The sequence below is a fragment of the Nonomuraea sp. NPDC001699 genome, from assembly GCF_053596455.1.
Window position 1 is genome coordinate 239,281 of sequence record NZ_JBSFGF010000001.1, and the last position, 13,010, is coordinate 252,290.

At 72.4% G+C, this 13,010-nt stretch carries 16 protein-coding genes; 8 read left to right on the top strand and 8 right to left on the bottom strand.

Annotated elements, in window-relative coordinates; translation table 11 throughout:
• Nucleotides 1–196: 196 nt before the first annotated feature.
• The 3 genes from ACWCSU_RS01200 (at nt 197) to ACWCSU_RS01210 (ending at nt 3,164) form a co-directional block, all read left to right on the top strand.
• On the top strand, nt 197–1,591 hold the full coding sequence (locus ACWCSU_RS01200; RefSeq protein WP_357702436.1) for an NAD(P)H-quinone dehydrogenase: 1,395 nt from the start codon (nt 197–199) through the stop codon (nt 1,589–1,591).
• Nucleotides 1,592–1,618: 27 nt separating this feature from the next.
• Complete coding sequence (gene vph, locus ACWCSU_RS01205; protein ID WP_449932743.1) at nt 1,619–2,473, top strand: viomycin phosphotransferase; 855 nt, start codon at nt 1,619–1,621, stop codon at nt 2,471–2,473.
• Nucleotides 2,474–2,657: 184 nt separating this feature from the next.
• Nucleotides 2,658–3,164, top strand: coding sequence for a DoxX family protein (locus ACWCSU_RS01210; RefSeq protein ID WP_449932745.1), 507 nt, complete (start codon nt 2,658–2,660; stop codon nt 3,162–3,164).
• A gap of 82 nt (nt 3,165–3,246) precedes the next feature.
• On the opposite strand, the gene ACWCSU_RS01215 is transcribed toward ACWCSU_RS01210, so the two are convergent.
• Nucleotides 3,247–3,792 (bottom strand): TIGR03086 family metal-binding protein, encoded by a 546-nt coding sequence (locus tag ACWCSU_RS01215; protein WP_449932747.1) that lies wholly within the window; start codon nt 3,790–3,792, stop codon nt 3,247–3,249.
• On the opposite strand from ACWCSU_RS01215, the gene ACWCSU_RS01220 reads away from it, so the two are divergent.
• A complete protein-coding gene (locus ACWCSU_RS01220; RefSeq protein WP_449932749.1) occupies nt 3,791–4,618 on the top strand; it encodes an AraC family transcriptional regulator in 828 nt (275 codons plus the stop codon). The two genes, ACWCSU_RS01215 and ACWCSU_RS01220, sit on opposite strands and share 2 nt — an antisense overlap.
• A 14-nt stretch (nt 4,619–4,632) precedes the next feature.
• Here ACWCSU_RS01220 and ACWCSU_RS01225 read toward each other — a convergent pair whose 3' ends face one another.
• Nucleotides 4,633–4,974, bottom strand: coding sequence for a DUF5713 family protein (locus ACWCSU_RS01225; protein ID WP_357702445.1), 342 nt, complete (start codon nt 4,972–4,974; stop codon nt 4,633–4,635).
• Nucleotides 4,975–5,049: 75 nt separating this feature from the next.
• Entirely contained in the window at nt 5,050–5,496 is a 447-nt protein-coding gene (locus ACWCSU_RS01230) for a hypothetical protein (RefSeq protein WP_357702447.1), read from the bottom strand.
• A gap of 73 nt (nt 5,497–5,569) precedes the next feature.
• Between ACWCSU_RS01230 and ACWCSU_RS01235 the strand changes: the two genes are divergently transcribed.
• Nucleotides 5,570–6,373: a helix-turn-helix domain-containing protein gene (locus tag ACWCSU_RS01235; protein ID WP_449932752.1), complete on the top strand. Its 804-nt coding sequence runs from the start codon at nt 5,570–5,572 to the stop codon at nt 6,371–6,373.
• A 105-nt stretch (nt 6,374–6,478) separates the two neighbouring features.
• Entirely contained in the window at nt 6,479–6,868 is a 390-nt protein-coding gene (locus tag ACWCSU_RS01240; RefSeq protein ID WP_357702451.1) for a VOC family protein, read from the top strand.
• Between the two features lie 513 nt (nt 6,869–7,381).
• On the opposite strand, the gene ACWCSU_RS01245 is transcribed toward ACWCSU_RS01240, so the two are convergent.
• Nucleotides 7,382–7,759, bottom strand: a complete 378-nt coding sequence (locus ACWCSU_RS01245; protein WP_357702455.1) for a hypothetical protein — start codon at nt 7,757–7,759, stop codon at nt 7,382–7,384.
• Between the two features lie 167 nt (nt 7,760–7,926).
• Between ACWCSU_RS01245 and sigJ the strand changes: the two genes are divergently transcribed.
• Together sigJ and ACWCSU_RS01255 are read left to right on the top strand one after the other, a co-directional pair.
• Complete coding sequence (gene sigJ, locus ACWCSU_RS01250) at nt 7,927–8,820, top strand: RNA polymerase sigma factor SigJ (protein WP_449932755.1); 894 nt, start codon at nt 7,927–7,929, stop codon at nt 8,818–8,820.
• Nucleotides 8,821–8,885: 65 nt separating this feature from the next.
• Nucleotides 8,886–9,386: a carboxymuconolactone decarboxylase family protein gene (locus ACWCSU_RS01255; protein ID WP_449932757.1), complete on the top strand. Its 501-nt coding sequence runs from the start codon at nt 8,886–8,888 to the stop codon at nt 9,384–9,386.
• Between the two features lie 9 nt (nt 9,387–9,395).
• Here the strand turns inward: ACWCSU_RS01255 and ACWCSU_RS01260 are convergent, their stop codons facing one another.
• Genes ACWCSU_RS01260 through ACWCSU_RS01275 form a run of 4 tightly spaced genes read right to left on the bottom strand, consistent with a single transcriptional unit; the run spans nt 9,396 to nt 13,009 of the window.
• Complete coding sequence (locus tag ACWCSU_RS01260; protein ID WP_357702460.1) at nt 9,396–10,157, bottom strand: PIG-L deacetylase family protein; 762 nt, start codon at nt 10,155–10,157, stop codon at nt 9,396–9,398.
• 8 nt (nt 10,158–10,165) lie between these two features.
• Nucleotides 10,166–11,302, bottom strand: coding sequence for an ROK family transcriptional regulator (locus tag ACWCSU_RS01265; RefSeq protein WP_357702462.1), 1,137 nt, complete (start codon nt 11,300–11,302; stop codon nt 10,166–10,168).
• A 2-nt stretch (nt 11,303–11,304) separates the two neighbouring features.
• Nucleotides 11,305–12,126, bottom strand: coding sequence for a carbohydrate ABC transporter permease (locus tag ACWCSU_RS01270; protein WP_357702464.1), 822 nt, complete (start codon nt 12,124–12,126; stop codon nt 11,305–11,307).
• 1 nt (nt 12,127) lies between these two features.
• Complete coding sequence (locus tag ACWCSU_RS01275; RefSeq protein WP_357702466.1) at nt 12,128–13,009, bottom strand: carbohydrate ABC transporter permease; 882 nt, start codon at nt 13,007–13,009, stop codon at nt 12,128–12,130.
• Between the last annotated feature and the right edge of the window lies 1 nt (nt 13,010).

Below are 13,010 nucleotides of genomic sequence, written 5' to 3' on the forward strand. Positions count from 1 at the left end.
AAGCCACGCCACGATCCACCCCTCTCGCCGGGTGCCGCTCGTCATCCAGCTACCGCGCCATCCTGCCACGCTGACCCGGCGTGTCGGTCCATCAAGCCGGGCACGGAAGGCCCATGTGTCCCCCATGTCCACGGGAGCGTCATCCCGCCATGGCCCGGTTGCGGCTTCCGGGGGCACGTGCGGGAGAATGGGACACGTGACGAGGATCGTGATCATTGGTGGCGGACCAGGCGGCTACGAAGCGGCGCTGGTGGCCGCCCAGCTAGGCGCGCAAGTCACGATGGTCGAGCAGGACGGCCCGGGCGGAGCCTGCGTGCTCACCGACTGCGTGCCGTCCAAGACGCTGATCGCGACCTCCGTCCGCAAGCAGGCACTTCTCGACGCGCCCTCGCTCGGCGTGTCGTTCTCGGGCGGCCCCGACGGCGACGCGGGCGTGGTCGGCGTCGACCTGCCGCTGGTCAACAAGCGGGTCAAGGAGCTGGCCCAGGCCCAGTCGGCCGACATCGCGACCCGGGTCGAGGCCGAGGGCGTCGAGATCATCAAGGCGCGGGGGCGGCTGGTCGATCCGCAGGTCGTCCGCGCGGGCGACCGTACGATCAGGGCCGACGTGGTGCTGGTGGCCACCGGCGCGACGCCGCGCGTGCTGCCGGGGGCCGAGCCCGACGGCGAGCGCATCCTCACCTGGCGGCAGCTCTACGACCTGGAGGAGCTGCCCGAGCACCTGATCGTGATCGGCTCCGGCGTGACCGGCGCCGAGTTCGCCGGCGCCTACCGCTCGCTCGGCGCGGAGGTCACCCTGGTCTCCAGCCGCGACCGGATGATGCCCAACGAGGACGCCGACGGCGCCGAGGTGCTCGAAGAGGTTTACCGGCGGCGCGGCATGAACGTCATGGGCCGCTCGCGCGCGGCCTCCGTCAAGCGCACGGCCGACGGCGTGGTGGTGACCCTGGAGGACGGCCGCACGGCCGAGGGCTCCCACGCGCTGATGACGGTCGGCATGGTCCCCAACACCGGCGGCATGGGCCTTGAGGAGGCCGGCGTCCAGCTCGACCGCAACGGCTTCGTCAAGGTCGACAAGGTCTCCCGCACCTCCGCGCCCGGCGTCTACGCGGCCGGCGACTGCACCGGCGTGCTCATGCTGGCCTCGGTCGCCGCCATGCAGGGCCGCATCGCCGTGTGGCACGCGCTGGGCGAGGCCGTCCAGCCGCTGCGGCTGGCCACGGTGGCCTCCAACATCTTCACCGACCCCGAGATCGCGGCGGTCGGCGTGGCGCAGCGCTCGATCGAGGCGGGCGAGATCGACGCGAACGTGGTCAAGCTGCCGCTGGCCACCAACGCGCGGGCCAAGATGCAGGGCTTCAACGACGGCTTCGTCAAGCTGTTCTGCCGCCCCCACACCGGCATCGTGCTCGGCGGCGTGATCGTGGCCCCGCGCGCCTCGGAGCTGATCCTCGCGGTGTCGCTGGCCGTGCAGCAGCGGCTGACGGTCGACCAGGTCGCCCACACGTTCGCGGTCTACCCGTCGCTGTCGGGCTCGATCACCGAGGCGGCCCGCCGTCTCATGCAGCCCGAGGCCGCCATCGGCATCTAGTGCCGTGACCGACGACGCCCTGAGGAGATGTCGCGGGTGAATCGTGCTCTGCTGAGCCGGCTGCTGCCGGGCGTCGACCTGGAGGACCTCACCGTCCGTCAGGGGCAGTTCCACCAGGTGGTGATCGGCGCGGACCGGGTCGTGTGCCTGCCTCGCACCGAGGCCGCCGCCACCCGGCTGCCGCAGCGGGCCGCCGTCCTGCGCCTGCTCGCCGGGTTCGAGCTCGGGTTCCGTACGCCTCGGCCGCTGTCGGAGGGTGGCGGCCACGGCGCGGACCAGCCGCGGTTCCTGGTGCTCAGCCGCGTTCCCGGAGCCCCGCTGGAGGCCGAGGCGCTCGAAGATGCCCGGGTGGCCGAGGCCGCGGCGGCTCAGTACGTCACGCTGCTCACCGAACTGGCCAGGATCGGCGCCGAGGAGAGCGTGCGAGCGGCCCTGCCGGCGCCGCGCGATCGATGGCGGGAGTTCGCGGCGGACGTCCGCGCCGAGCTGTTCGGGCTCATGTCCGACGGCGGACGCCGGCGGGCCGAGCGGGAGCTCGCGGCGCTCGACGGCCTTCCGCACGTCGCCGACGCGGTGGTGCACGGCGATCTCGGCCCCGAGAACGTCCTGTGGGAGTGCGCGGACGGACTGCCCGTGCTGGGCGGGGTGATCGATTGGGACGAGGTCACGATCGGCGATCCCGCCGAGGACCTCGCGGCCGTCGGAGCCGGCTACGACACGCGGTTCCTGGATCGGGTGCTCGCGCTGGGCGGCTGGTCGGACAGCGGGACGGCCGGCCGCATCGCCGTCATCCGGGCGACCTTCGCCCTGCAACAGGCCCTGTCCGCGCACCGGGACGGTGACGAGGAAGAACTGGCGGACGGCCTGACCGGCTACCGCTGAAGCCGTCCCCGTCGTCGACGGACCGACCCGCGCGGTTTCCTCGTCGTCCCGGAGCACCCGAACCTGGTCTTCAAGGGCGACCTGCGGCTCGGGGACGTCTCGCCGGCCCGTTTGCCATGACACTCATTGGATAGTAGCATTATCCAACATCCGGATAACGCTACTATCCAATGAGGTGTTCCCGATGACTGTGATCGTTCTCTTGGTGGCGACGGTGGGCTTCCGGTTGCTGGGCGTGCTCGGGGTGCGGCGGTTCGGCACCTTGCAGGTGTCCGTGGCGCACGGGCTGGCGGTGATGCTGGTCATGACGGGGAGCGCGCACTTCGTCCCCGAGGGTGTGACCTTCATGCCGAACCATGGCGACCTGGTGCGCATGGTGCCACCTTTCGTGCCGTTCCCGGCCGCGATGGTCTACCTGACCGGCGTGTTCGAGCTGGCCGGGGCGCTCGGGCTGGTGCTGCCGGGCACGCGCCGGGCCGCCGGGCTCTGCCTGGCTCTGCTGTTCGTCCTCCTGCTTCCGGCGAACATCTACGCGGCGGTCTCCGACGTGCCGTTCGCGGGCGGGGAGGCGTCGCCCTTGTGGCAGCGCGTTCCGGAGCAGGTCCTGTACATCGCCGCGGCGCTCGTCGCCGTCGGGCGGCGTGCCGTCCCTGCCCGGGAGGGCGCGGAGCCCGTCACTGCCGGGCGTTGATTCGTTCCTGACCCAACCAGGGGCCTGCCGACCGGCCCCGCGGGGGTGCTGCGCGCATGCGGAGCTGCCGCAGCGCCCCCTCTCAGGGCTTCCAGGCCGGGTCGCGGCCGATCAGGCCGAGCAGGCGGTCGAACGGCGGGGCGTCGTCCGGCACCGCCACCGGCGGCCCGAACGCCCCCTGCCGCCGGCCCATCTCCACCGTCTCCTCGGTGAACCGCAGCCCCCGGGACACCGCCTCCGCGTCCGGTTCGTACGCCTGGTCGGTGGCCCTGGCCAGGTCCCAGCCATGGACGACCATGTCGACCAGCCACAGGTGGGCCACCATGGTCATCGGCAGGCCGCCCAGCGCGTCGCAGGTGCCCTCCCACGCCTCCGGCCGCGACCAGGCGTCCAGCATGCGCCCGGCCCGCTCGGGGAAGTCGCCCGCGTACGGGCCCTGCTCGGTGCGCTCCCCGCCGCGCGCCAGCGACTCGAACATCTCCGCCACCCATTCCAGGTGGCTGACCAGCGCCTTGACGTCGAACTCCGCGCAGGGCGTCGGGGATTCGAACTGCTCGGGCCGCACCCCGGTCACCAGACCCGCGGTCCGGTCGGTGGCCCGCGCCATCAGCGGCATCATGTCTTCCATGGCAGACATGATGTCCCGCCTGCCCGAGGCACGGCTTGTAGAAACGCGACAGCGCGGCTGGGTCAACCCGTACGCGGGGCTCGCCGCCTTCGATTTCGCGCGGCAGGCGCCGTCGCCGGAGCTGGCCGCGTACGTGGACCACTTCTGGGTCGTCACCTGGACCGACCTCGTCGAGCCGTACGAGCAGCGCATCCTGTCGCACCCGACCGTGAACATGACGATCGTCCAGGACTTCCACCAGATCGCGGGCGTGATCGACGGCGGGTTCTCGTACACGATGCGGGGCAGCGGCCGGGCGCTCGGCACCCGCTTCCGCCCCGGCGGCTTCCGGACGCTGCTCGGCGCCCCGGTGTCGGAGCTCACCGGCCGGTTCGTGGAGATCGGCGAGATGTTCGCGGCGTCCGGCCCGGCCCTGGTCGAAGGCGTGCTGGCCGAGCAGGACCCGGGCGCCGCCATCGCCTTGGTGGAGGCGTTCCTGCTGGAGCTCGGGCCCGAGCCGGACCCGCTGGCCGAGGAGGCCGCGGCGCTGGTGGGGATGGTGGAGGACGACGTGACCGTGACCAGGGTCGACGAACTGGCCGCCAGAGCGGGCCGGTCAGTGCGCTCGCTGCAACGACTGTTCCGGGACTATGTCGGCATCGGCCCAAAATGGGTGATCCGCCGCTTCCGGCTGCACGAGGCCGCGGAACGCGTGCAGCAGGGCCTCGACCTCGCCACGCTCGCCGCCGAGCTCGGCTACACCGACCAGGCCCACCTGACCCGCGACTTCACGGCCGCCGTCGGCATGCCGCCCGCGGCCTACGCCCGCCTCAACCCCCAGGCCTGACGCCTGCGGGCGGATCACCACTCGCGGGGCGCGATCAGCTCCTCCACGTCCGCCTCGGGGAAGCCGTAGGTCGAGGCCACGAACCAGAACTCCTCGCCGATCGCGTCGCGCGCGACGGTCTCGATCTCGCTGCCGGCCTCGTGGAACTCCTCGTCGAGCTCGTTGAACTCCTCCGTCGCGGCATGCGTGAGCGCGTAGAGGGCCGCCAGGTCGGCGGGCTGCTCGGTCTCGATGCGCTCGCACAGCCGCAGCAGGACGGCCCGGCCCTTGTCGACGACGTGATCGGGGTAGTAGCCGTCGTCGTACATGGCCTTGAGAAAGGGGTGGCCGGTCACCTGCGGATGTGTGGGGGACATCCCGAGCTCCTTCGCGGTCGCGGTCGAACGGCTCGATCATGCACCGCGCCACCGACAGAATCCGCCGGGCCGAGGTCAGCGCATCAGCTCGTACGCCGCGTACGCCGTGACCCCGTACGCCAGGTGCGGGATCACGTCGGAGACCCACGCGCCCGCCGGCCACTCGCGCGGATCGGTGACGTCGAGCAGCGTCAGCGGCACGTTCGAGCCGGACATGGCCAGAGCGGTGAGCGCCAGCACCCCGACCGGCCACGACCTGCGCCGCCCCGACAGGACCCCGTAGGCGATGGCCGAGGCGATCCCGGTCGCGTACCCCATGAGGGAGCCCAGCGCCTCCACGCGGTTGGCACCCCGGTCGCCGTCGCCGAGGTCGGTGTGGGTCAGGCCGGACAGCTTCTCCACGGCCTGGCGCGGCGTGCTGCTCGCGGCCCGCGCCCGGACGAGCATGTCCAGGTAGGAGACGGTGTTGAGGGCCGTGGTGCCTGCCGCTCCCGCGATCAGTCCCTTGACGAGTGTGTGCATGCCCTGGCCGCTACCCCGCCCTGCCTGCCCCTCACCCGCACGTCGAACCGGTGGCGGCACGTACTGTGGCCGGGTGAGCGCTGATGGGATGCCCGCCGCGCTGTCGCCGTACGTGACGACGCTGGCCGCCTACGACCTCGGGCCCGGTTCTGGCGGGGTTCATCGCGGGCTCCCGTCGTCCACGTTGTCGATCACGATCCCGGAGGCGGACCCGGTCGACATCGCATGGGTCGGGCGGCCGGGCCCGGGGCGGCGGCTGCGGGCCGCCGTGGCCGGGCTGCACCTGGACGCGGCCGAGCTGCGGCAGCGGGGTTGCACGCGCGGGCTGTGGCTGACGCTCACCCCGCCGGGCGCCGCCGCGCTGCTCGGGGTCCCCGCGTCGGCGCTGGCGGGGGAGGTGGCCGAGCTCGCGGACGTCGTCCCGGCGCTGGCCGACCTGCCCGAGCGCCTGGCGGCCTGCCGGTCCTGGGCCCAGCGCCGTGCCCTCGTCGAACGCCGCCTGCTCGCCGGCCTGGCCCGCCACGGCGACCGCGCCGCCCGCCGTACACCCCGCGCGGCGCTGGCGGCCCTGTCCGGGACCGGCCGGGTCGAGGAGGCCGCCCGGCTCCTCGGGTGCTCGCGGCGCCACCTGAGCGGCGCGGTGCGCGCCGAGCTGGGGGTGACGCCGAAGGAGTACCAGCGGCTCGTCCGGTTCGAGGCCGCCCGGGCCCGGCTCGTGGCCGCCGCGCGGTCCGGCGCGGCCGGGCTGGCGGACGTGGCCGCCGCGTCGGGCTTCGCCGACCAGGCCCACCTCACCCGCGAGTGGCGCGCGATGGCCGGCTGCACCCCCACGGAATGGCTGCGCACCGAAGGCCCAACCCCCCAACCCCCGCGCTGACGCCCGTCGCGCCGCCCCACCGGCGCCCACGGGCGCCGGTGGCCCGTCGCGGGGCGTTCCCAGATGTTCAAGACCGCCGTCGCCGCGCGAAGCCACGATGGCCGTATGGACCTGAACCTCTTTCCCCGTCTCATCGTGCCCGACCCCGACCGGGCCTCCGCCTTCTACCAGGACGCCCTGGGCGCCGAGCAGGTGTTCCGCGCCGACCAGGGCGAGGACGGGCGGCCCGCCGTCATCGAGCACCGCCTCGGGCGCGCCGCCTTCCGGGTCTCACCGGCCGTCGCCGCGTGGGGCTGGCTCTCGCCGGACGACCTGGGCGGCTCCCCGGTGCTCCTGGAGGTCGAGGTCGGCGACCCCGACGCCGTCGGCGAACGCATGACCGCCCAGGGGGCGGAGACGGTCGTGCCGATCGAGAACCGGCCCTACGGCAAACGTTCGGGCCGCCTCCGCGACCCGTACGGCCACCTGTGGATCATCACCGGCGACCTGCGCTGAAGCACCCGCGCCGGGCCGCGGCAGAGCGGTCGGAGGCGGGCGACGCCTGGCTTGGGCGGCATGACCATCGCACTCCAGTACTGCCACATCACCGTCGACGACCTGGACGAGTCGCTCGCCGCCTTCCGCGACCCGTCGGGCAACATGGTCCGGATCCAGCAGCGGGCCTGACCCGCGTACCCGGGGCTTTATTCCTGATGGTCCGGCCTGTCATGCTGCTCGGCATGGAGGATCCGGATCAGGCGCACGTCCGTGTGCGGCCCTTCCGCGAGGAGGACCGTCCAGGGGTGCTGGCGCTGGCTCCACGGCTGGCGGAGGGGGTGGCGTCCTGGCGGGACGCCGAAGCCGCCGCACGGGCGGCGGAGCGGTGGCTCACCGGGTCCGTCGCCTCGGCGGGGGAACGACGGGGAGCCGTCTTCGTCGCCGTACGGGGGACCCGGGTCGTCGGCGTCGTCTCGGTGGACCGGCAGCGTCGGACAACGCGACCGCCCGCCGCTTTTACGCGGCTCTCGGCTACACCGAGGAGGGCGTGCGGCTGACCCGGTCGCTGGACCGCGCCGTCCAGACCCGGCTGAGCTGAAGCACGCTGCCGGCGAACAGCAGCACGCCCAGCGGCACGTGCACGGTCGTCACGTGCGCGATGCCCAGCGCCACCTGGGCGCTGACCAGCACCAGGAACCCCGCCGCGTGCATGATGGGCTTCGGGGAGCCGCCGCCCGGCCGCCACGCCAGGATCGCGGCGACCAGGTGCAGCACCGCCACGCCGAATACCGTGTACGCGGCGGCACTGTGCAACGGCTGCCCGTTGGGCACCGACAGCAGCAGTCCGGCGGTGACCGGCGCGGCGAACAGGGCCAGGGTCTGCAGGGTGATCGCGACACGCAGCAACATGGGGAACTCCTCGGCCGCCGGGTGGTGGCGGCCCGCTTCTGGGGCTTGCCTTCAAGAGTCCGACGACGTGACCGCCGGAAATGTGAGGTCGGCGCGGTGACCTCACGATCAGAGGCGCTGTCTCGTCGGACACGATAGGGCAAAAGCGACTAAGGGAGTCGTCCACCATGACCACCGCATCCGACCCGAGCCTGGACGCGATCATGAGAGAGCGCAGGCAGCTCATCAACCTGGCCTACCGGCTGCTGGGCTCGCTGGCCGACGCCGAGGACGTCGTCCAGGAGACCTACACCCGCTGGTACGCCATGTCGCGGCGGCAGCAGGAGGCCATCGAGTCGCCGGGCGCGTGGCTGACCAGGGTCGCCGGCCGTGTCTGCCTGGACCTGCTCGGCTCGGCCCGTGCCCGCCGGGAACGGTACGTGGGCGAGTGGATCCCCGAACCGCTGCCCGACCGCACGGAATGGGCCGCCGACGACCCGGCCGACCGGGTCACCCTGGACGAGTCGGTCAACATGGCCTTCCTCGTCGTGCTGGAGTCGATGACGCCGGCCGAGCGGGTCGCGTTCGTCCTGCACGACGTCTTCCGCTACCCCTTCGCCGAGGTGGCGGAGATCGTCGGCCGCACCCCGGCCGCCTGCCGCAAGCTGGCCTCCTCCGCCCGCCACCGCATCGACGCCGCGCGGACCTCGGTGACGCCGGTGGCCCGCCAGGCCGGCATCGTCCGCGAGTTCAAGCAGGCGTGGGAGGCCAAGGACATCGAGGCCCTCATCGCCCTCCTCGACCCCGACGCGGTCGGCGTCGCCGACGGCGGCGGCGTGGTCAGCGCGGTGCTCCGGCCGGTCGAGGGCGCGGACCGGCTCGCCCGTTTCGCCATCGAGATCGGCGTCCGGGCGCCGTCCATGACGTTGCTGGAGCGCACGGTCAACGGCCGGCCCGGCCTGGTGGCTCAACGGGACGGCGTCACCGTGATGGTCGTGGCCTTCGACGTGGCCGGCGACCGGATCAAGCGCCTGTGGGCGGTACGCAATCCCGACAAGCTCCACCCCTGGACGGCGGCCTGACCCTCACATTCCCGGACGCTGCGTCGTCGGACCGCCGAGAGACGATCGCAGAAGAAGGGAAGCCGATGTCCACGACGACCGAGCAGGAGAACCTCCAGTCGCGTCTGCCCGATCCCTCCCGGTTCTTCCCCGAACTGGGAGAGATCGCCGTCGCCATGACCAAGGCCACGCGCAACGGCGCGATCCCGGGGACCACCGTCGGCCTGGTGCAACTGCGCGCCGGGCAGATCGTCGGCAGCACGTACCACACGGTCCGGCAGGCCGACCTGCTGCGCAGGGCGGGGGAGCCGGACGAGCGCCTGGCCGCCGTGGCGTCCTGGCGGGACGCCCCCTACTTCTCCGGCGCCGAACGGGTGGCGCTGGAGCTGGTGGAGGCCGTCCTCACCGCGAACCCGTCCGGGGAACGCGTCCCGGACGAGCTGTACGCCAGGGCGACGGCCCACTACGACGACAAGGCCATGTGGACGCTCATCCTGGCGATCAGCCAGATCTGCTTCTTCATCCCCGTCGCCGTCGTCGCCAAGCCGATCCCCGGCAAGGCCCCCGGCAAGAACTACACCGGCTGAGGCGGGCGGCTACGCGGCCGGTTCGCGGTTCCCGGCGAGCAGGCGCCTGACCTCCTCGACGTCGGTGCTCCTGCCGTAGCCGGCGAGCTGGAAGGTCTCCTCCTTCGCGAAGTCCGCCCAGTGTTCGAGCACGAACGCCCGTCCGGCCGCGACGTCGCCGGGCTCGGGCGCCTGGTCCAGGAAGCCCCGCTGCCACGGCGCGAACTCCAGGAACTGGGAGGCGTGGGCCAGGCAGGCGTCCAGCTTGGCCGTCAGCACGGGGGACACGTCCACCACCACGTCGGGGCGGTGCACGGGGGCGGAGGCGTAGTCCGTCATGAGCAGGCACACCGGCATGCGCTCCAGGGCCGGCTTGCCCACCTCCAGGTTGCGCGTCATCGCGAACTCGACCGCGTGCGCGGCCAGCTGCCCGGCGGCGCGGTTGTCGGGATGGCCGCCGCCGTCGGCGTGCAGGGCGATCACCAGGTCGGGACGCCAGGCGCGGATCTCCGCCAGCACCCGCAACCGCAGCTCGACGGTGGGCTCCAGCATGCCGTCGTGCACGTCGAAGATCTCGTAGTCCACCACGCCCAGGGCGTCGGCCGCGCGCCAGGCCTCCTGGGCGCGGCGGCGGGCCAGCGGACCGCGTTCCAGCACGTGGTGCCCGGCGTCGCCGTTGGTGAGCGTCAGGAACTTCACCGCGTGGCCGGCCTGGGCCAGCAGCGCGGCCGTGCCGCCCGCGTAGATCTCGGGCTCGTCGGGATGAGCGGCGATCACGAGGGTTCTCAACATGTGCGTCCTTAGGGGTTGGATTCGCCGGTACGGCCGGCCGTACCGGCTTGGAAGACCCGCTCGCGGGTCAGGTCCAGGGCATAGCAGAGGGCGCCGTCGAGCACGGCGTTGCCGCGCGCGGCGCTGAGGGCGACGGTCACCGGCACCAGGGGTGTCGAGGCCAGGCGGTCGGCGACCCGCGCCCTGAGCGGCTCGCCTCCCGCGACGCACAACGGCCCGGCCAGCACGACCAGGCCCGGGTCCAGCACGCCGATCGCGGCCGTCACGCCGAGCGCCACCCGTGCGGCGGCGTCGTCGAGGAAGCCCGGGTCGGCGCCCGCCAGCGTCCGGCTCACGGCGGTCAGCGTGGGTTCGCCGGCCAGGCCGTGCGCCTCGGCCAGCGCGGCCAGCGGCTCGGCGCCGAGCAGCGCGCCGAGCGGCCCGCCGTCCTGTCCGTAGCGGCGGCCGGTGGTGACCGGGTCGGGCACGATGACCGAGCCGACCTCGCCGCCGCGCCCGGTGACGCCACGCCAGAGCCCGCCGTTCAGCACGACTCCCGCGCCGACCCCGCCGCCCACCCAGAGCAGGACGAAACTACTGTCCTCGTGCTCCTGGAGCTCCCGGATGGCGACCAGGTTGACGTCGTTCTCCAGGCGGACGTTGCCCGGCAGCTCGTCCAGGCCGGACCAGCCGGAAAGCTGCACGGCCTGCCGCAGCCGCCGCCCGTCGGCCTCCACCACGCCGGGCACGCCCACCACGACCTGGTCGAGCTCGTCCAGGTCGAAGCCGGCCGCGCCGAGCGTCTCGGCCAGCAGCCGCCGGGCGTCGCCGGTGGCCTCGGTCCGGTGGCTGCCGAGCACCCGGCCGGTCAGGTCGGCGACCGACACCTCGATCGAGCTGGTGGTGAGATCGACCCCCGCGACGCGCGCCGCCGCGCCGTCGAGCTGCCACATCTGCGCGGCCGGCCCGGCGTTGCCGGGCTTGAGGCCGGCCTTCCTGGCGAGCCCGCTGCCCTCCAGCCTGCGCAGCACCTCGGCCGCCGACGCCTTGGACAGGCCCGTGTGCAGTTCCAGCTCGGCACGGGTGAGGCCGCCGTGCTCCAGGAGCAGGGTCAGCGCGGCGCGCTCGTTGAGCGTGCGGAAGACGGTGGGGTTTCCCGAAGACATGCCTACTTCAGCGCTCCTGATGTCAGCCCGGACTGGATATGTCGCTGGAAGACGATATAGATCAGCACGACGGGAAGCACTGTCATGCTGAGAGCGGCGAACAGTCCGGGCCAGTCGGCCTCGTACCCGGCGATGGTGGAGATGTCGGCCACGCCCTGGGTGATCACCCACAGGCTCTTGTCGCCGGGCAGCAGGACCAGCGGGATCAGGTACTGGTTCCACTGGCCCAGCACGTTGAAGATGGTCAGGCTGACCAGCGCGGGCCGGGCCATGGGCAGCATGACCTGGAAGAACGTGCGGGTGTGCGAGGCGCCGTCGATCATCGCCGCCTCGGCGACCGCGTCCGGCAGGGCCCTGAAGAAGGACGTCAGGAAGAACACCGTGAACGGCAGCGAGTAGGCGATGTACACCAGCACCAGGCCGACGTGGCTGTTGAGCAGCCCGAGCCCGTCCACCACGAAGAACAGCGGCACGAGCGCCAGGAAGACGGGGAAGGCCATGCCGGAGACGAACAGGAAGTAGACCAGCCGGTTGCCCCGGAAGCGGTAGCGGGCCAGCACGTACGCGGCCATCGAGCTGAGCAGCATCGTCCCGGCGACGCCGAAGAAGACCACGATGACCGTGTTGAGCATGTAGCGGCCGATGTTGGCCCGCTCCCAGGCCCGCGCCCAGTTGTCCCAGCGCAGCTCGCCGGGCAGTTGCAGGGCGTCGCCGAAGATCTCGGCGTTGCTCTTGAACGAGGCCAGCAGGGTCCACAGCAGCGGGGCGATGATGAGCAGCGCCCAGAGGCCAAGAACGGCCTGGATGCTGATTTTTCGGAACATTTCAGTAGACGACCTTCTGGCGACGGGTCACGCGCAACGTCAGCGCGGCGAAGGTGAGGGTCAGGAAGAACAGCGCCACGCCCATGGCCGAGGCGTAGCCGAAACGGGAGTAGGAGAAGGCGTTCTTGTAGATCTCCGTGGCCAGCACGGTGGTCGCGCCGTCCGGCCCGCCCTGCTCCACCGACAGCACGTTGACCAGTGCGAACCCGTCGAACGCGGCGATCCCCAGATAGACCCAGGCCACCTGGACGGTGTCCCAGACCAGGGGCAGCGTGATGGAGAAGAACATGCGCAGCCGTCCGGCGCCGTCGAGGGCGGCCGCCTCGAAGACGTCCTTCGGGATGGCCGCCATACCGGCCGAGAACAGCACGACGTAGAAGCCGACCGCCTGCCACACCATCACCGCGATGATCGACCACAGCGCCAGGTTCTGGTCCGTCAGCCAGCCGACCGGCTCGACGCCCAGCTTCGTCAGCGCGCCGTTCAGCACGCCGCTCGCGTCCGGCCGGTAGACGGCCTTGAACAGCACCCCGACCACCGCGACCGCCAGCACCTGCGGCAGGAAGAAGATCACCCGGTAGACCTTGGCGCCCGGCGTGCCCGCCGAGTCCCCCAGCAGGTACGCGAAGACCAGCGCGAGGGCGATGGTCACCAACGGCACCGTGACCAGCAGGACCGCGTGGTTGCGGACCGCCTGCCAGAACGTGTCGTTGCCGAGCATCCGCCGGAAGTTGTCCAGGCCGACGAAGTTCAGGTTCGCCGAGACCCCGCGCCAGTCGGTCAGCGCGATCTGGAACGCCTGGACGTACGGGCTGATCACGAAGACCGCGTAGAGGATCACGGGCAGGGCGAGGAAGCCCGCGACGAAGCCGTGCCGCCTCATC

Coding starts and splice junctions, on each gene's coding strand:
- ACWCSU_RS01270 (WP_357702464.1), bottom strand. CDS start 12,126: ATGTTCCGAAAAATCAGCATCCAGGCCGTTCTTGGCCTCTGGGCGCTG.
- sigJ (WP_449932755.1), top strand. CDS start 7,927: ATGACCACCGCATCCGACCCGAGCCTGGACGCGATCATGAGAGAGCGC.
- vph (WP_449932743.1), top strand. CDS start 1,619: ATGTCGCGGGTGAATCGTGCTCTGCTGAGCCGGCTGCTGCCGGGCGTC.
- ACWCSU_RS01215 (WP_449932747.1), bottom strand. CDS start 3,792: ATGGAAGACATGATGCCGCTGATGGCGCGGGCCACCGACCGGACCGCG.
- ACWCSU_RS01275 (WP_357702466.1), bottom strand. CDS start 13,009: ATGAGGCGGCACGGCTTCGTCGCGGGCTTCCTCGCCCTGCCCGTGATC.
- ACWCSU_RS01220 (WP_449932749.1), top strand. CDS start 3,791: ATGGCAGACATGATGTCCCGCCTGCCCGAGGCACGGCTTGTAGAAACG.
- ACWCSU_RS01240 (WP_357702451.1), top strand. CDS start 6,479: ATGGACCTGAACCTCTTTCCCCGTCTCATCGTGCCCGACCCCGACCGG.
- ACWCSU_RS01230 (WP_357702447.1), bottom strand. CDS start 5,496: ATGCACACACTCGTCAAGGGACTGATCGCGGGAGCGGCAGGCACCACG.
- ACWCSU_RS01225 (WP_357702445.1), bottom strand. CDS start 4,974: ATGTCCCCCACACATCCGCAGGTGACCGGCCACCCCTTTCTCAAGGCC.
- ACWCSU_RS01210 (WP_449932745.1), top strand. CDS start 2,658: ATGACTGTGATCGTTCTCTTGGTGGCGACGGTGGGCTTCCGGTTGCTG.
- ACWCSU_RS01265 (WP_357702462.1), bottom strand. CDS start 11,302: ATGTCTTCGGGAAACCCCACCGTCTTCCGCACGCTCAACGAGCGCGCC.
- ACWCSU_RS01245 (WP_357702455.1), bottom strand. CDS start 7,759: ATGTTGCTGCGTGTCGCGATCACCCTGCAGACCCTGGCCCTGTTCGCC.
- ACWCSU_RS01255 (WP_449932757.1), top strand. CDS start 8,886: ATGTCCACGACGACCGAGCAGGAGAACCTCCAGTCGCGTCTGCCCGAT.
- ACWCSU_RS01260 (WP_357702460.1), bottom strand. CDS start 10,157: ATGTTGAGAACCCTCGTGATCGCCGCTCATCCCGACGAGCCCGAGATC.